We start from the raw sequence: 17,686 nt of genomic DNA, 5'->3' as shown, positions 1-17,686 counted from the left end.
CGCAACCCCCGAGCTCCCGCAGCCAAAAGCCCCCACTGGCCCCGTAAGGGGCGCGGGCAACGACGCACCAAGCCCTCACCAGCCCCGTAAGGGGCGCGGGGAACGGCGTGTGCAACCCCCGAGCTCCCGCAGCCAAAAGCCCCCACTGGCCCCGTAAGGGGCGCGGGGAACTGCGCGACAAGCCCCCACCCACCCGCAGCAAAAGAACAAGCCCCCCCAAGCCCCCCCAAGCCCAAGGCCCAGGGGCCAGAACCAGCACACATACAAACCGGTGCAGGCCCACGCCCCAGTACTCCGCGCAGGACAAACGCCCCCACCACCCCCAACCCCTACGGTGAGGCACGTACCCCCAGACACACCTCCGCGGAAGGGCCGGGACTCGACATGACTTCCATCCACGCCTTCTGGCTCGCCGGTCGCCAGACCACCGGCGAGACCACCCTCGACGTCACCTCGCCCTGGGACGGGCGCCTCGTCGGCAAGGCAGCCGTCCCGACCGACGCCCAGGTGGAGGAGGCCGTCGCCGCCGCCTACGCCGTGCGCGACGAGTTCGCCGCGACCCCGGCCCACGTCCGCGCGGCGGCCCTCACGCATGTGTCGAACCGCCTGGTCGAGCGCACCGAGGAGATCGCCCAGCTGATCTCCGCCGAGAACGGCAAGCCGATCAAGTGGGCCCGCGGCGAGCTGGGCCGCGCGATCTCCGTCTTCCGGTTCGCCGCGGAGGAGGCCCGCCGCTTCAACGGGGGCGAGGCCCAGCGTCTGGACACCGACGCGGGCGGCCAGGGCCGGCTCGCGCTGACCCGCCGCTTCCCGAAGGGCGTCGTCCTCGGCATCGCGCCGTTCAACTTCCCGCTGAACCTCTGCGCGCACAAGATCGCCCCGGCCATCGCGGTCGGCGCGCCGATCATCCTGAAGCCCGCGCCCGCGACCCCGCTCTCCGGCCTGATCCTCGGCGAGCTGCTGGCCGAGACCGAGCTGCCCGCCGGTTCGTGGAGCATCCTGCCGGTCGCCAACGACAAGATGCCCGCCCTGGTCCAGGACGAGCGGATGCCGGTGATCTCCTTCACCGGTTCCGACAAGGTCGGTTACGCGATCATGGACTCGGTGCCGCGCAAGCACTGCACCCTGGAGCTGGGCGGCAACGGCGCGGCCGTGGTCCTCGGCGACTTCTCCTCGGACGAGGACCTGGACTGGGCCGCCTCGCGCATCGCGACCTTCTCCAACTACCAGGGCGGCCAGTCCTGCATCTCCGTGCAGCGGGTCATCGCGGACGCCTCCGTGTACGACCGCCTGGTGCCGCGCGTGGTCAAGGCCGTCGAGGCGCAGGTCACCGGCGACCCGTCCGACCCGGCGACCGAGGTCGGCCCGCTGGTCAGCGAGGACGCCGCCCAGCGCGTGGAGTCCTGGGTCGACGAGGCGGCGCAGGCGGGTGCCACGATCCTCACCGGCGGCAAGCGCGACGGCGCCAGCTACGCGCCGACCGTGCTCGCCGACGTACCGGCCGACGTCACGATCGCCTGCGAGGAGGTCTTCGGCCCGGTCCTCACGCTCAAGAAGGTGAACGGCGAGGAGGAGGCGTTCGCCGCCGTCAACGACTCCAAGTACGGCCTCCAGGCAGGTGTGTTCACGCACGACCTGCAGACCGCCTTCCGCGCCCACCGCGCCCTCGAGGTCGGCGGCGTCGTCATCGGCGACGCCCCGTCGTACCGCGCCGACCAGATGCCGTACGGCGGCGTCAAGCAGTCCGGCGTGGGCCGTGAGGGCGTCCGGTTCGCGATGGACGACTACACGTACGAGCGGGTCATGGTCCTGACGGGCCTCGCCCTCTAGGGAGCGCGTCCTCAGGCCGACGGCCGGAGCCCACTGTGCGGGGGCTCCGGCCGTTTCCCGTGCGAGTGCGAGTGCGAGTGCGAGTGCGAGTGCGAGTACGAGGGCGAGGGGGCCGAACGCGCCAAGCCTGGTGGTGGTGGCGCCGACACCAGGCTTGGCGCGCTCTCCCCAGCCGCGGCCCGGCACCGCCAGAGTCATGGCCATGGACACCCGCACGATTCTGATCACCGGCGCGACCCAGGGCCTGGGCCGCGGCATCGCCCTCGACCTGGCCGCGCGCGGCCACACCCTCCTGCTGCACGGCCGCGACCGAGGCCGCCTCGACGCCGTCGTGGCCGAGGCGCGCGTCCTAGGCCCTGTCGTCCGCGGCTACCTCGCCGACCTGGCCGACCTGGACCAGGTGCGCGCCCTCGCGGCCCGGGTCCGTGCCGCCGAGCCCCGGCTCGACGCGCTGGTCAACAACGCGGTGGCGGGCGGCGGCGCCGAACCGCTGCGGCGGGAGCTGAGCGCGCAGGGCCACGAGCTGCGGTTCGCCGTGAACCACCTCGCCCCCTACGCCCTCGTCCGCGGCCTGCTGCCCCTGCTCACCGCCTCCGCGCCCGCCCGCGTGGTCAATGTGGCCTCGATCGGGCAGGAGGAGATCGACTTCGACGACGTCATGCTGGAGCGGGGGTACGAGGGGCTGCGTGCCTACTGCCGCAGCAAGCTCGCGATGATCATGGCGACCTTCGAGCTGGCCGCCGCGCTCGACGGCACCGGCGTCACGGTGAACACCCTGCACCCGGCGCACCTCATGGACACCGAAGGGGTGCGCAGCTACGGCCTGACCCCGGCCGTCGGGGTCGAGGAGGGCGTACGGCCCACCGTGCGGCTGCTCGTCGACCCGGACCTCGAAGGCACCACGGGCCGCTACTTCGACCGGTTCACCGACACACGGGCCCACGACCAGGCGTACGACACCGGGGCCAGGGCCCGCCTGATGGCCCTGACCCACCGCCTGCTCGAGCTGCCCGGCCTCCCGTAGGGACCGAACGCTGCGCGAGGACTGGTGGGGCCGGGACGAATCGGGTACCAACGATCCAGTAGCACCAGTCAGTAACCGACCGGGTCAAGATCGGGCCCAGCGGGCCCGGCGGACCCCACTCCGCGGCGAGGTGAGCTCCTCATGTCCGCACCAACCACACCCCCGGGACGGCCGTCCGTCAGCGAGCGCGAGGCACGGCAGGTCGCCGAGGCCGCCCGCGAGCAGGACTGGCGCAAGCCCAGCTTCGCCAAGGAACTCTTCCTCGGCCGCTTCCGGCTGGACCTGATCCATCCGCACCCGTTGCCGCCCGACGAGGACGCCAAGCGCGGCGAGGAGTTCCTCGCCAAGCTCCGCGACTTCTGCGAGACGAAGATCGACTCGGCCCGCATCGAGCGCGAGGCGCAGATCCCCGACGAGGTCATCAACGGCCTCAAGGAGCTCGGCGCGCTCGGCATGAAGATCGACACGAAGTACGGCGGGCTCGGCCTCACCCAGGTGTACTACAACAAGGCCCTCGCCCTGGTGGGCTCCGCGAACCCGGCGATCGGCGCGCTGCTCTCCGCGCACCAGTCGATCGGCGTGCCGCAGCCCCTGAAGATCTTCGGCACGCAGGAGCAGAAGGACACCTTCCTGCCCCGCTGTGCCCGCACCGACATCACCGCGTTCCTGCTCACCGAGCCGGACGTCGGCTCGGACCCGGCGCGGATGGCGATGTCGGCGGTCCCCGACGGCGACGACTACGTACTGGACGGCGTGAAGCTCTGGACGACCAACGGCGTCGTCGCCGACCTGCTCGTCGTCATGGCGCGGGTGCCGGAGTCCGAAGGCCACAAGGGCGGCATCACCGCCTTCGTGGTGGAGGCGGCGTCCGAGGGCATCACGGTCGAGAACCGCAACGCGTTCATGGGCCTGCGCGGCCTGGAGAACGGCGTGACCCGTTTCCACCAGGTCCGCGTCCCGGCCGCGAACCGCATTGGACCCGAGGGCGCGGGCCTGAAGATCGCCCTGACCACCCTCAACACCGGCCGCCTCTCGCTGCCCGCGATGTGCGTCGGCGCGGGCAAGTGGTGTCTGAAGATCGCCCGCGAGTGGTCGGGCGCCCGTGAGCAGTGGGGCAAGCCGGTCGCGTTCCACGAGGCGGTCGGCGCGAAGATCTCCTTCATCGCGGCGACGACCTTCGCGCTCGAAGCCGTCCTCGACCTGTCCTCGCAGATGGCCGACGAGGACCGCAACGACATCCGCATCGAGGCCGCACTCGCCAAGCTGTACGGCTCCGAGATGGCCTGCCTGATGGCCGACGAACTCGTCCAGATCCGCGGCGGCCGCGGCTTCGAGACGGCCGCCTCGCTCAAGGCCCGCGGCGAACGCGGCGTCCCCGCCGAACAGGTCCTGCGCGACCTGCGCATCAACCGCATCTTCGAGGGCTCCACGGAGATCATGCACCTGCTGATCGCCCGGGAGGCCGTGGACGCCCACCTCAAGGTCGCGGGCGACCTCATCGACCCGGACAAGTCCCTGTCAGACAAGGCGAGGGCGGGCGCGAAGGCGGGCGGCTTCTACGCCCGCTGGCTGCCGAAGCTGGTCGCCGGGCCCGGTCAGCTCCCGAGCTCGTACGCCGAGTTCCACCCGGCCGGGCATCCCGACCTCTCCGGCCATCTGCGCTACGTCGAGCGCGGCGCCCGCAAGCTGGCCCGCTCCACCTTCTACGCCATGTCCCGCTGGCAGGGAAAGATGGAGACCAAGCAGGGCTTCCTCGGCCGGATCGTCGACATCGGCGCCGAACTCTTCGCGATGAGCGCGGCCTGCGTGCGCGCCGAACTCCTGCGCACCACCGAGGAATACGGCCGCGAGGCCTACCAACTGGCCGACGCCTTCTGCCGGCAGTCCCGCATCCGCGTCGACGAACTCTTCGACCGGCTGTGGACCAACACCGACGACCTCGACCGCAAGGTCGTCAAGGGCGTCCTTTCCGGAACGTACACCTGGCTCGAATCAGGAATTGTCGATCCCTCCGGAGAAGGCCCCTGGATCGCTGACGCCACACCCGGACCCACCACACACGAAAACGTCCACCGACCCATTCGCTGACATTCGTTTCCCCCGCCCCTTCGGCCACCCGACTGCTTGCTGTGCGGATCGAGCGCGACAACAATGAGCGGACCGGTGTCTGTGAGGGGTGGGGGATTTCCGTGTCCGTCCTCAAACTGGAGCGCCTCACCGGAAAGATCATGCGTGCGGGCGAGGGCAGAATGCTGCGCAGGCTGCAGCACATCGCGGCCCAGGTCAACTCCATCGAGGCGGACTTCGAGGACCTCTCGGACACCGAACTGCGGGCGCTCACCGATGAGTTCAAGGAGCGGTACGCCGACGGCGAGAGCCTCGACGACCTGCTCCCCGAAGCCTTCGCCACCGTCCGTGAGGCGGCCAGGCGCACACTCGGCATGCGCCACTTCGACGTACAGATCATGGGCGGAGCGGCACTCCACCTCGGCAATATCGCCGAGATGCAGACCGGTGAGGGAAAGACCCTCTCCGCGACGCTGCCCGCCTATCTGAACGCCCTCGCGGGCAAGGGCGTCCACCTCGTCACGGTCAACGACTACCTCGCCGAGCGCGACGCCCAGTGGATGGGCCGCGCCTACCGCTTCCTCGGCCTGACCGTGGGCGTCATCAAGTCCGAGATGCCCCCTGCGGTGCGCCGCGAGCAGTACGCCTGCGACATCACGTACGGCACGAACAACGAATTCGGCTTCGACTATCTGCGCGACAACATGGCCTGGTCGAAGTCCGAACTGGTGCAGCGCGGCCACTACTTCGCGATCGTCGACGAGGCGGACTCCATCCTCATCGACGAGGCCCGCACCCCCCTGATCATTTCGGGACCCGCCGACCAGCCGACCCATTGGTACGGCTACTTCGCCGATGCCGTGCGCAGGCTGAAGGGCGTCGCGATCCAGGAGGAGAAGTTCACCACCCCGGTGCGCAAGCTCGAACTGGCGGAGCTGCGGGCCGCGTACGACTACGAGTACGACCCGAAGAAGCGCACCGTCGCGATCCTCGACCGCGGCGTGGAATTCCTCGAGGACCAGCTCGGCATCGACAACTTCTACGACTCCGCGAACACCTCCCTCATCGGCCAGCTGAACAACGCCCTCAAGGCCAAGGAGCACTTCAAGAAGGACAAGGACTACGTCGTCACCGACGGCGAAGTCCTGATCGTCGACGAGCACACCGGACGCATTCTCGCCGGACGCCGCTACAACGAAGGCGTCCACCAGGCAATCGAGGCGAAGGAAGGCGTGACGATCAAGGACGAGAACCAGACGCTCGCCACGATCACCCTGCAGAACTTCTTCCGCCTCTACGGAAAACTCTCCGGAATGACCGGAACGGCCATGACGGAGGCCGCCGAATTCCACCAGATCTACAAACTCCACGTGGTCCCCATCCCCACCAACAAACCGATGGTCCGCGCGGACAACCCCGATGTGATCTACCGCGAGGAGTCCGTGAAGTTCGGCGCCGTCGTCGCCGACATCATCGAGCGGCACCGCCTCGGCCAGCCGATCCTCGTCGGCACCGTCTCCGTCGAGAAGTCCGAGCACCTCTCCGCGCTGCTCACCCGGCGCGGCATCCGGCACGAGGTGCTCAACGCCAAGAACCACCAGCGAGAGGCGCGGATCGTCGCCCAGGCGGGCCGCAAGGGCGCCGTCACCGTCGCCACGAACATGGCGGGCCGCGGCACTGACATCATGCTCGGCGGCAACCCCGAAGCCATGGCCAAGGCCGAGCTGACGGACGAAGGGCTCGACCCCGATGAGGCCCCCGAGCGGTACCGCGAGGTCCTCGACCGCATCGAGACCGAGGCCACCGCCGAACACGACGAGGTCAAGGATCTTGGCGGCCTCTACGTCCTCGGCACCGAACGGCACGAGTCGCGGCGCATCGACAACCAGCTGCGCGGCCGCAGCGGCCGCCAGGGCGACCCCGGCCAGTCCCGCTTCTACCTCTCGCTCGGCGACGACCTGATGCGGCTGTTCCGCGCCGAACTCGTCGAGCGGGTCATGCTCATGGCCAACGTCCCCGACGACGTCCCCATCGAGAACAAGATGGTGACCCGCGCCATCGCCTCCGCACAGTCCCAGGTCGAGCAGCAGCACTTCGAGACCCGCAAGAACGTCCTCAAGTACGACGAGGTCCTCAACCGCCAGCGCGGCCTCATCTACGCCGAGCGCCGCCGCGTCCTGGAGGGCGAGAACCTCCGCGAGCAGATCCACCACTTCATGGACGACACCGTCGAGGCGTACGTGGCGGCGGCCACCGCCGAAGGATTCGCCGAGGAGTGGGACCTGGACCGGCTGTGGAGCGCCTGCCGCGAGCTGTACCCGATGCGCGTCACCGTCGACGACCTCGACGAGGACGCGGGCGCCCGCTCGGAGGTGACCGCCGAGCTGGTCGCCGAGGCGCTGACCGACGACATCCACGCGCGCTACGAGGAACGCGAGCGCGAGCTGGGCGAGGACGCCATGCGCGAGCTGGAGCGCCGCGTCGTGCTCTCCGTCCTGGACCGCAAATGGCGCGAACACCTCTACGAGATGGACTACCTCCAGGAAGGCATCTGGATGCGGTCCTACCTCGGCAGGGACCCCTTGTTCGAATTCCAGCGCGAGGGCTACGACATGTTCACGGCCATGATGGACGCCATCAAGGAGGAGTCCGTCGGCTTCCTCTTCAACCTGGAGGTCCAGGTCGAGCGGCCTGTCGCCGATGTCGATGCGGTGGACGCCGTCGAGGACGCGGTCGCGATCAGCGCGAAGGGCCTCGAAGCACGCAAGGCCGCGGGCCAACTCCGGTTCAGCGCGCCCACGATGGACACCGTCGACGGCATCGTCGAGGGCGACTTCGAGCCGTCCGAAGACGCCCGCGAGGAAACCCCCGAGGACGCCGCCGAGAACCCCGCGGAGCCCGGCTCGCGGCCCGAGGGCAGGAGCCGCCGCAAGGAGCAGTGACCCCCGGGCCGCCCGCCGGGCGGCCCCCGCCCGACGCCACGTGCGCCACATCGGGGCCCGCGCTGTCCGGGCCGACAGGAGTTGCGGCCACAATGGAGGGATGAGCGACAGTCCATCCCCCCTCGCGGACCCGCATCTCGTCTTCGCCCCGGTCACCCTCCAGGACTCGGCAGGCCCGCGGGACATCGTCATCCTCGGCTCCACGGGCTCGATCGGCACCCAGGCCATCGACCTCGTGCTGCGCCACCCCGACCGCTTCCGCGTCACGGCGCTCTCCGCCGCGGGCGGCCGCGTGGGGCTCCTCGCCGAGCAGGCGCGCCGGCTGCGGGTGAAGACCGTCGCGGTCGCCCGCGAGGACGTCGTACCGGCACTGCGGGAAGCGCTCCAGGGGCAGTACGCCGCCGGGGAGCCGCTCCCCGAGATCCTGGCGGGACCCGACGCGGCCACCGAGCTCGCCGCGTCCGACTGCCACACGGTCCTCAACGGCATCACCGGATCCATCGGCCTCGCCCCGACGCTCGCCGCCCTCGAAGCGGGCCGCACCCTGGCGCTCGCCAACAAGGAATCCCTGATCGTCGGCGGCCCCCTGGTCAAGGCGATCGCCAAGCCCGGCCAGATCATCCCGGTCGACTCCGAGCACGCGGCGCTCTTCCAGGCGCTGGCCGCGGGCACGCGCGCGGACGTGCGCAAGCTGGTCGTCACCGCGTCCGGCGGGCCCTTCCGCGGACGCACGAAGGCCGACCTGGCGAACGTCACCCCCGAGGACGCGCTCGCGCACCCCACCTGGGCGATGGGCCCGGTGATCACGATCAACTCCGCGACCCTCGTCAACAAGGGCCTCGAGGTCATCGAGGCGCACCTCCTCTACGACATCCCCTTCGACCGCATCGAGGTCGTCGTCCACCCGCAGTCCTACGTGCACTCCATGGTCGAGTTCACCGACGGCTCGACCCTCGCCCAGGCGACCCCGCCCGACATGCGCGGCCCGATCGCCATCGGCATCGGCTGGCCCGAGCGCGTGCCCGACGCGGCACCCGCCTTCGACTGGACCAAGGCGTCGAGCTGGGAGTTCTTCCCCCTCGACAACGACGCGTTCCCGTCGGTCGGGCTCGCCAGGCACGTCGGGCAGCTCGCGGGCACGGCCCCGGCGGTGTTCAATGCCGCCAACGAGGAGTGCGTCGACGCGTTCCTGAAGGGCGCGCTGCCCTTCAACGGCATCATGGAGACGGTGACGGACGTCGTGACGGAACACGGCACACCGCCCCTGGGAACCTCCCTGACCGTCGCGGACGTCCTCGAAGCGGAGACCTGGGCGCGTGCTCGGGCACGCGAACTGGCAGGCAAGACGACCGCGGAGGCTCGTGCATGACGACCTTGATGATGATCCTCGGGATAGTCGTCTTCGTGATCGGGCTGCTCTTCTCGATCGCCTGGCACGAGCTGGGGCACCTGTCGACCGCGAAGATGTTCGGCATCCGCGTGCCGCAGTACATGGTCGGCTTCGGCCCGACCCTGTTCTCGCGCAAGAAGGGCGACACCGAGTACGGCATCAAGGCCATTCCCCTCGGCGGCTACATCCGCATGATCGGCATGTTCCCGCCGGGCCCCGACGGCCGCATAGAGGCACGCTCCACGTCCCCCTGGCGCGGCATGATCGAGGACGCCCGCTCGGCCGCCTTCGAGGAACTCCAGCCCGGCGACGAGACCCGCCTCTTCTACACGCGCAAGCCGTGGAAGCGCGTGATCGTGATGTTCGCGGGCCCCTTCATGAACCTGATCCTCGCCGTGGCGATCTTCCTCGGCGTGATGATGACGTTCGGCATCAACACCCAGACGACCTCCGTCGGCAAGGTCTCGGACTGCGTCATCCAGCAGAGCGAGGACCGCTCCAAGTGCGAGAAGGGCGACAAGGCCGCGCCCGCCAAGGCGGCGGGCCTCAAGCCCGGCGACAAGATCGTCGCCTTCAAGGGGCAGCAGGTCGACGACTGGTCCGCGCTCCAGGCGAAGATCCGCGAGACCATCGGCCCGGCCACCATCACGGTCGAGCGCGACGGCAAGAAGCTGGACCTGCACGCCAACCTGATCAAGAACCAGGTCACCAAGACCGACGGCGACGGCGCCTACGTCGAGGGCAAGTACGTCTACGCCGGCTTCCTCGGCTTCACCCCCGCCAGCGGCATCGTCCAGCAGTCCTTCGGCGACTCCGTGGACCGCATGGGCGACATGATGGAGAACGGCGTCGAGTCGATCATCGCCCTGCCGTCCAAGATCCCCGACCTGTGGAACGCGGCCTTCGGCGACGGCGAACGCAAGCAGGACTCCCCGATGGGCGTGGTCGGCGCCGCCCGCGTCGGCGGCGACGTGTTCACCCTGGACATCCCGCCGGAGAACCAGATCGCGATGATGCTGTTCCTCATCGCGGGCTTCAACCTCTCGCTGTTCCTGTTCAACATGCTGCCGCTGCTCCCGCTCGACGGCGGCCACATCGCGGGCGCCCTGTGGGAGTCCGTGCGCCGCAAGACGGCGCGGGTCATGCGCCGCCCCGACCCGGGCCCCTTCGACGTCGCGAAGCTGATGCCGGTCGCCTATGTGGTGGCGGGAATCTTCATCTGCTTCACGATCCTGGTGCTCATCGCCGACGTGGTGAACCCGGTCAGAATTTCCTGATTACGAGAAGTTTGCGGCGGCCCGGCACTCTATGTGTCGGGCCGCCCACCATTGGGTGGACTTCAGGGCGTGGTGTGCTCCGGCGCACCGGGGTGCCGTAATCTCGAAGCCCGGAGCCCGCCGATCTCGGGACCTTGATCCACACCTTGTGATCCACACTCTTGGGGATGCTCGCCAGATGACTGCCGTTTCTCTCGGAATCCCGTCCGTTCCGACCAAGCTCGCCGACCGCAGGGTCAGCCGCAAGATCCAGGTCGGTTCCGTGGCTGTGGGCGGAGACGCACCGGTCTCGGTCCAGTCGATGACGACGACGCGTACGTCCGACATCGGCGCGACCCTGCAGCAGATCGCGGAACTGACGGCCTCCGGCTGCCAGATCGTGCGCGTGGCCTGCCCCACGCAGGACGACGCGGACGCGCTCGCCACCATTGCCAAGAAGTCCCAGATCCCGGTGATCGCCGACATCCACTTCCAGCCGAAGTACGTCTTCGCGGCGATCGACGCGGGCTGCGCCGCGGTCCGGGTGAACCCCGGCAACATCAAGCAGTTCGACGACAAGGTCAAGGAGATCGCGAAGGCCGCGAACGACGCGGGCACCCCGATCCGCATCGGCGTCAACGCGGGCTCCCTGGACGCCCGGCTCCTGAAGAAGTACGGCAAGGCGACCCCCGAGGCCCTCGTCGAGTCGGCCCTCTGGGAGGCGTCCCTCTTCGAGGAGCACGGCTTCCGCGACATCAAGATCTCCGTCAAGCACAACGACCCGGTGGTCATGGTCAACGCCTACCGCCAGCTCGCCGCCGCCTGCGACTACCCCCTCCACCTCGGCGTCACCGAGGCGGGCCCCGCCTTCCAGGGCACGATCAAGTCGGCGGTCGCCTTCGGCGCGCTGCTCTCCGAGGGCATCGGCGACACGATCCGCGTCTCCCTCTCCGCGCCCCCCGCGGAGGAGGTCAAGGTCGGCATGCAGATCCTGGAGTCCCTGAACCTCAAGCAGCGCCGCCTGGAGATCGTCTCCTGCCCGTCCTGCGGCCGCGCCCAGGTCGACGTCTACAAGCTGGCCGAAGAGGTCACCGCGGGCCTGGACGGCATGGAGGTCCCGCTCCGCGTCGCCGTCATGGGCTGCGTCGTGAACGGCCCCGGCGAGGCCCGCGAGGCCGACCTCGGCGTCGCCTCCGGCAACGGCAAGGGGCAGATCTTCGTCAAGGGCGAGGTCATCAAGACCGTCCCCGAGTCGAAGATCGTCGAGACGCTCATCGAAGAGGCTCTGAAGATCGCCGAGCAGATGGAGAAGGACGGGGTCGCCTCCGGCGAGCCGACGGTGGCCGTCGCGGGCTGACCCACGCCCGCCCTCTCCCCCTTCCTCTCCTCTTCCCTGTGCCCCGCCGCTGCAGAGCGCCGGGGCACAGCCCTGTCTGCACAGGCCCGCCTCATCGCTCCGCGCCGGATCATTCCCGCCCGCCCGTAGCTCTGCACCGGCCTGCCCCTGTAGGAGCCCCAACCCCGCCGCTCCGCGGCGGATCATTCCCACCCGCCCACCCATAGCTCTGCACCGCCCCGCCCCGTAGGAGCCCCACCCCTTGCGGGAGCCCCACCCCCGCCCCTACGCCCACATCCCTACGCCCACGTCACAGGTAGGTGGGTGGGAACCCCGCCGCGGAGCGGCGAAGAGCCCCCGCCCCCCCGCCGAGGGGCAGAGCACCCCCACCCCCGCCCCCACGGACAAACGCCTCCCCCCGCACAAGGCGCCCCCGCCAGGTACAGTGCGGAGATCAGCAGACCGTATGGTGAGGCCCCCGCACGTGTTGACTCAGACCACTACCCGGGTCCTCGAACCGAGTGACCTCGACGCCGCGCTCGCCGTGCTCGACCGCGAGCCGGTCGCGAACGCCTTCGTGACCGCCCGTGTCCAGATCGCGGGCCTCGACCCCTGGCGGCTCGGCGGCGAGATGTGGGGCTGGTACGAGGACGGCATGCTGGAGTCCCTCTGCTACGCGGGCGCCAATCTCGTCCCGATCTGCGCGACCCCGCGAGCCGTCCGCGGCTTCGCCGACCGCGCCCGCAGGGCGGGACGCCGCTGTTCCTCCATCGTCGGCCCCGCGGCCTCCACGGCCCAGCTGTGGCGGCTCCTGGAACCGTCCTGGGGCCCCGCCCGCGAGGTCCGCTCCCAGCAGCCCCTGATGGTCACGGACCGGCTGCCGGACGACATCGCCCCCGACCCGTACGTCCGTCGCGTCCGCAAGGACGAGATGGAGACGATCATGCCGGCGTGCGTGGCGATGTTCACCGAGGAGGTCGGGGTGTCCCCGATGGCGGGTGACGGCGGCCTGCTCTATCAGGCGCGGGTGGCCGAACTGGTCGGCTCCGGGCGTTCGTTCGCCCGCCTCGACGAGCACGGCAAGGTGGTCTTCAAGGCGGAGATCGGCGCCGCAACGCCGCAGGCCTGCCAGGTGCAGGGCGTGTGGGTGGCCCCGGAGTACCGCGGCCGCGGGCTCGCCGCCCCCGGCATGGCGGCCGTCCTGCGCTACGCCCTCGCGGACGTCGCCCCGGTCGTCAGCCTGTACGTGAACGACTTCAACACCGCGGCGAGGGCGGCCTACCGAAGGGTGGGCTTCCAGGAGGTCGGCGCGTTCATGAGCGTGCTGTTCTGAGCGTGCCCTTCCGGCACGTCCACCGCACGCATCCCGCTCCGAGCGCCCTGTTCAGAAGCCGGGTGGTGCGAAGTAGGGTCGGCCCATGACAGACGACGTCGTGATCGGCCCGCTCGACCTCGGCGCGCGCGTGGACGAGGCGCTGCGCGTCCAGGCCCACGCCTTCGGGCTGAGCGACGACGAGGTGGCCGTGCGGCGGCAGATCGTGCTGCGCCATCTCACCTACCCCCGGGCCCGCGCGTTCGGCGCGACCACCCCGGACGACCGGCTCGTCGGCTTCGTCTACGGCATGCCCAACGACCGCGCCCACTGGTGGTCCACGGTCGTCGAGCCGTATCTGCGCAGCAAGGACCTCGACGGCTGGCTCGACCACTCCTTCGTGATCACCGAGCTGCATGTGCATCCCGGCTACCAGAACCGCGGCATCGGACGCGCGCTCATCACCACCATCACCGACGGCGTCCCCGAGCCCCGCTCGATCCTCTCCGCGATCGACGTCGAGAGCCCGGCCCGCGGCCTGTACCGCTCCCTGGGATACGCGGATCTGGCCCGCCGCGTCCTCTTCCCCAGCGCCCCCAAGCCGTACGCCGTGATGGGCGCCCCACTGCCCCTGCCGCGAAGGCCCTGACCCTTAACCGATTTCCGCCCACCCAGGGCCCCCGGCTAACCTCCTGACACCACCCTCCCCCAAGCTCTCGGCTTCGCTCGAGCAGGGGGACCCCCTTGCAGCAGGAGTTCACCATGGCCCAGGTCCAGCGCATGTCCCGATTGATGGCGAAGACCTTGCGCGACGACCCGGCGGACGCCGAGGTGCTGAGCCACAAACTCCTCGTCCGCGCCGGTTACGTGCGCCGCACCGCCGCCGGTGTCTGGTCCTGGCTGCCGCTGGGCAAGAAGGTCCTCGCCAACGTCGAGCGCGTGGTCCGCGAGGAGATGGACGCCATGGGCGGCCAGGAGGTCTCCCTCCCGGCCCTGCTGCCCAAGGAGCCCTACGAGGCGACGGGACGCTGGACCGAGTACGGCGCCGAGCTGTTCCGCCTCAACGACCGCAAGGGCGGCGACTACCTCCTCGGCCCCACCCACGAGGAGATCTTCACCCTCCTGGTCAAGGACCAGTGCACGTCCTACAAGGACCTGCCGGTGATCCTCTACCAGATCCAGACCAAGTACCGCGACGAGGCCCGCCCCCGCGCCGGCATCCTGCGCGGCCGCGAGTTCCTGATGAAGGACTCGTACTCCTTCGACCTGGAGGACGAGGGCCTCGCCCAGTCGTACGCCCTGCACCGCGCCGCGTACCAGAAGATCTTCCAGCGCCTCGGCCTCGACTACCGCATCTGCGCCGCCACCGCGGGCGCCATGGGCGGTTCGAAGTCCGAGGAGTTCCTGGCCCCGGCCGCGGCCGGCGAGGACACCTTCGCCGACTGCCCGAGCTGCGACTACGCGGCGAACACGGAGGCGGTCTCCTTCGCCCTGAAGCCGGTGGACGCCGCCGACGTCCCCGCGCTCGAGGAGATCCCGACCCCGGACACCCCCACCATCGAGACGCTCGCCGCGCACCTCGGCGTCCCGGCGTCGGCGACCCTCAAGAACCTCCTCGTGAAGGTCGACGGCGAGATCGTCGCCGTCGGCGTCCCCGGCGACCGCGAGGTCGACATGGACAAGGTCGAGGCCCACTTCGCCCCGGCCGCCGTCGAGCTGGTCACGGCCGAGGACTTCGAGGGCCGCGACGATCTCGTACGCGGTTATGTCGGCCCGCAGGGCCTGGAGAAGGTCCAGTACCTCGCCGACCCGCGCGTCGCCCCCGGCACCGCCTGGATCACCGGCGCCAACAAGGACGGCGTGCACGCCAAGAACGTCGTCGCGGGCCGTGACTTCGAGGTCGACGCGTACGTCGACGTCGTGGTCGTCCAGGAGGGCGACCCCTGCCCGAACTGCGGCACCGGCCTCAAGCTGGACCGCGCCATCGAGATCGGCCACATCTTCCAGCTGGGCCGCAAGTACGCCGACGCCTTCCAGCTCGACGTCCTCGGCAAGGAGGGCAAGCCGGTCCGCGTGACCATGGGCTCGTACGGCATCGGCGTCTCGCGCGCCGTCGCCGCGCTCGCCGAGCAGCACGCCGACGACAAGGGCCTGATCTGGCCCGAGGAGATCGCCCCGGCCGACGTCCACGTGGTGGCGGCGGGCAAGGCACTGCAGACCGAGCTGGCCCTCGAGGTCTCGGACAAGCTGGCCGCCGCCGGTGTCCGCGTCCTGGTCGACGACCGTCCCGGCGTCTCCCCGGGCGTGAAGTTCACCGACTCCGAGCTGATGGGCGTCCCGAAGATCCTGGTCGCGGGCCGCCGCTCGGCCGACGGCATCGTCGAGCTCAAGGACCGCCGCACCGGCGAGCGCGAGGAGCTCCCGGTCGACGAGGCGATCGCCCGCCTGACGGCCTAGTGCCCCGCAGGGGCGCGGGGGAACTGCGCGACCAGCCACCTATGGTCCGCAGTTTCCCGCCCCGCCGGTCAGAGCCAGCCCGCAAACTCCAAAAGCAGCTCCGCGTCCTGCACGCGGCCCACCCGCAGGGCCCGGACACCGGACTCCACCGCACGGAACAGGGTCCACCCCCGCAGCCGTTCCTGATCCACTTCGAGGGACTCGGCCAGCTTCTTCACGCGCCGCCGCGTGATCGACGCACCGGACGGCGAGGCGATCAGGTCCTCCACCCGGTCACGGACCAGGCGGGCCAGATCGAAGGCGGGCTCACCGACCACCGGGTCGGGCCCCACCGCAAGCCACGGCATCCGGTCCCCGGCGAGCACCTTGCTCTGCCGGAACGTGCCGTGCAGCAGCCGCGGCTCCGGCCCGGCGGCAAGGAGTTCGTTCCGCGCGGTGAGTGCCGCGTCGACCAGCGGACCGAGTTCGGCGTCCGCGTCGGCGGAACCCCGCATCGCCTCGGCCTGCCGCCCGGTCCGCTCGGCGACCGTCTCGAAGCGGTGGCCGGACGGCGGCTCCACCCACAGCTTGCGCAGCGTTCCCGCCGCCTCCAGGAGGGCCTTGGCCTCGGGCAGCGACCGCACGGACACGTCACGGTGCAGCCGCTCGACGAGCAGCGCCCCGTCGGAGGCGGCGGGGTCGAGGAGCCGTGCGGCGCCGAGCCCGTTCCAGTGCGCGAGCGCGGCCCGCTCGCTCTCGGGCCGCGACCGCGGCGGCACCAGCTTCAGGACGGCGGGGGTGTCGTCGGCCTGCCGTACGAGCAGGACGAGGCTGCTGCGCCCGCCGGGCACCTGCACCCGCTCGACGGTCAACTCGCGTAGAGCGACGGCCTGTTCGGCCGCCATCGGCAGCTTCTCCAGCCAGTCGTCGCCGTCCTGCGCCGTCTCGCCGAGTGCGGTGACGAGGCGCTGCGGCGGTTCGAAAGCCATGCGCGAGTCGTTCCCTTCCTGAACTTCCTGTACGGGTTACGCCTGGGGCGTCGCCGGTGCCGACGCGTCGGATCCGGCGGACCGCTCGGCGAGCCCAGGGAAGGCTACGCTCCCGCCCCGCCACCGTGCCGCCCGCACCGCCGCCTCGCGCAGCGCGAGGGCCGCGGTGCCGCGCCGGGTGCCCGACGATGCGCGGACGAGGTCGGAGTAGACGCCCGCGACCCGCTCCTCGATCTCCGTGGCGAGCCGCACGGCCGACGCGGAGTCCGGCACCGGGAACGGCAGCGCGTAGGCGGGGTCCGCGGGCTGCGGCTCGCCGCCGAGGTCGCGGACCGCCCGCTGCAGCTCGTCGCGCCGGGCGCGGTGGGCGTCGTAGGCGGTGCGCGCCTCGTCCCTGCGCTCCTCGCCGACGCGGCCGCCGACGACCCCGTAGCCGTACACCGCCGCGTGCTCGGCGGCGAGGGCCGCCTGCACGGCCTTCAGCTCCTCGTCCTTCGAGGTGTCCTGCACGCTCACTTGTCGCCCTCCGTCAGCAGATACGCGTGTGCCGCCCCTGCGGCGGCCACCGAGGCGAGCAGCCTGGCCTGCTCCGCCGGGGCGTCGAGCAGGGCCTTGGCCCGCCGGTCCGCCAACGTCCGCTCGGCCTTGGCGAGTTCACGCACGGCCTCCTTCGGGTCCTCGGCCACGGAGGGCGCGGCGGAGGCGGAGGGAGCGGCAGAAGCGGTGGGGGAGCCGGAGGGTGCGGCGGAAGCCGGAGCGCGGTCGTCCGCGAACGCCTCCACATGCCGCCGCACCTCGGTCCGCAGCGGCCGCAGCCGTGCGTCGAGCGAGGGGTGCGCGGCGAGCACGGCGTCGTACCGCCCGAGCAGCTCCGTGCTGTCCGCGGCCGCACGCGCGCGCAGCCGCCGGGCGGCGGACGGGCGCTCGTCGGCGTCGGTACCCGACGAGTCCGTGCAGCCCGTGAGCAGCGCGGCTCCTGCGACACCGGCGGCCCCGGTGAGCAGGCTCCTTCGGCGCGGTCCCGAAGGGGACCGTGGGGCGGTGAGATACGACGGCACGACAGACGTCCTCGGAAGGAAGGCCAGAAAGGCGTGAGCGAGCAGG

Annotated in this window: 13 protein-coding genes; 10 read left to right on the top strand and 3 right to left on the bottom strand. The window is 70.7% G+C overall.

All coding sequences use genetic code 11. The features are described 5' to 3' along the window. Positions 1-384: 384 nt before the first annotated feature. From ACFWZ2_RS31025 to ACFWZ2_RS30980, 10 genes are all read left to right on the top strand, one after another. Positions 385-1,830 carry an aldehyde dehydrogenase family protein gene (locus ACFWZ2_RS31025; RefSeq protein WP_384551284.1) on the top strand — a complete coding sequence of 482 codons (1,446 nt, stop codon included), beginning with the start codon at positions 385-387 and terminating at the stop codon, positions 1,828-1,830. Between the two features lie 202 nt (positions 1,831-2,032). Further along, on the top strand, positions 2,033-2,854 hold the full coding sequence (locus ACFWZ2_RS31020) for an SDR family NAD(P)-dependent oxidoreductase (protein ID WP_384551282.1): 822 nt from the start codon (positions 2,033-2,035) through the stop codon (positions 2,852-2,854). Positions 2,855-2,995: 141 nt separating this feature from the next. Then, complete coding sequence (locus tag ACFWZ2_RS31015) at positions 2,996-4,942, top strand: acyl-CoA dehydrogenase family protein (RefSeq protein WP_384551280.1); 1,947 nt, start codon at positions 2,996-2,998, stop codon at positions 4,940-4,942. A gap of 140 nt (positions 4,943-5,082) precedes the next feature. Further along, positions 5,083-7,863: a preprotein translocase subunit SecA gene (gene secA / locus ACFWZ2_RS31010; protein WP_384551298.1), complete on the top strand. Its 2,781-nt coding sequence runs from the start codon at positions 5,083-5,085 to the stop codon at positions 7,861-7,863. A 100-nt stretch (positions 7,864-7,963) separates the two neighbouring features. After that, positions 7,964-9,232: a 1-deoxy-D-xylulose-5-phosphate reductoisomerase gene (dxr, locus tag ACFWZ2_RS31005; protein WP_384551278.1), complete on the top strand. Its 1,269-nt coding sequence runs from the start codon at positions 7,964-7,966 to the stop codon at positions 9,230-9,232. Then, positions 9,229-10,530 carry a M50 family metallopeptidase gene (locus tag ACFWZ2_RS31000; RefSeq protein WP_384551276.1) on the top strand — a complete coding sequence of 434 codons (1,302 nt, stop codon included), beginning with the start codon at positions 9,229-9,231 and terminating at the stop codon, positions 10,528-10,530. Before dxr ends, ACFWZ2_RS31000 begins: the two co-directional genes overlap by 4 nt. Positions 10,531-10,708: 178 nt before the next feature. Beyond that, positions 10,709-11,866 carry a flavodoxin-dependent (E)-4-hydroxy-3-methylbut-2-enyl-diphosphate synthase gene (gene ispG, locus ACFWZ2_RS30995; protein ID WP_384551274.1) on the top strand — a complete coding sequence of 386 codons (1,158 nt, stop codon included), beginning with the start codon at positions 10,709-10,711 and terminating at the stop codon, positions 11,864-11,866. 463 nt (positions 11,867-12,329) lie between these two features. Further along, complete coding sequence (locus ACFWZ2_RS30990) at positions 12,330-13,178, top strand: GNAT family N-acetyltransferase (protein WP_384551272.1); 849 nt, start codon at positions 12,330-12,332, stop codon at positions 13,176-13,178. Between the two features lie 85 nt (positions 13,179-13,263). Then, entirely contained in the window at positions 13,264-13,806 is a 543-nt protein-coding gene (locus ACFWZ2_RS30985) for a GNAT family N-acetyltransferase (RefSeq protein ID WP_384551271.1), read from the top strand. Positions 13,807-13,919: 113 nt separating this feature from the next. Beyond that, positions 13,920-15,614 (top strand): proline--tRNA ligase, encoded by a 1,695-nt coding sequence (locus ACFWZ2_RS30980; protein WP_384551269.1) that lies wholly within the window; start codon positions 13,920-13,922, stop codon positions 15,612-15,614. Positions 15,615-15,682: 68 nt separating this feature from the next. Here the strand turns inward: ACFWZ2_RS30980 and ACFWZ2_RS30975 are convergent, their stop codons facing one another. Genes ACFWZ2_RS30975 through ACFWZ2_RS30965 form a run of 3 tightly spaced genes read right to left on the bottom strand, consistent with a single transcriptional unit; the run spans position 15,683 to position 17,640 of the window. Further along, the gene (locus tag ACFWZ2_RS30975; protein WP_384551267.1) at positions 15,683-16,582 is read right to left on the bottom strand and encodes an aminoglycoside phosphotransferase family protein; all 900 of its coding nucleotides are present in this window, start codon (positions 16,580-16,582) and stop codon (positions 15,683-15,685) included. A 36-nt stretch (positions 16,583-16,618) separates the two neighbouring features. Then, complete coding sequence (locus ACFWZ2_RS30970) at positions 16,619-17,098, bottom strand: ferritin-like domain-containing protein (RefSeq protein WP_384551265.1); 480 nt, start codon at positions 17,096-17,098, stop codon at positions 16,619-16,621. Then, positions 17,095-17,640: a hypothetical protein gene (locus ACFWZ2_RS30965; RefSeq protein WP_384551264.1), complete on the bottom strand. Its 546-nt coding sequence runs from the start codon at positions 17,638-17,640 to the stop codon at positions 17,095-17,097. The genes ACFWZ2_RS30970 and ACFWZ2_RS30965 overlap by 4 nt, the downstream gene beginning before the upstream one ends. Positions 17,641-17,686 lie beyond the last annotated feature (46 nt).

It is taken from the genome of Streptomyces sp. NPDC059002 (assembly GCF_042740435.1).
In the GTDB taxonomy this organism is placed as follows: Bacteria; Actinomycetota; Actinomycetes; order Streptomycetales; family Streptomycetaceae; genus Streptomyces.
This window is presented reverse-complemented; position numbering and strand designations above follow the sequence as displayed.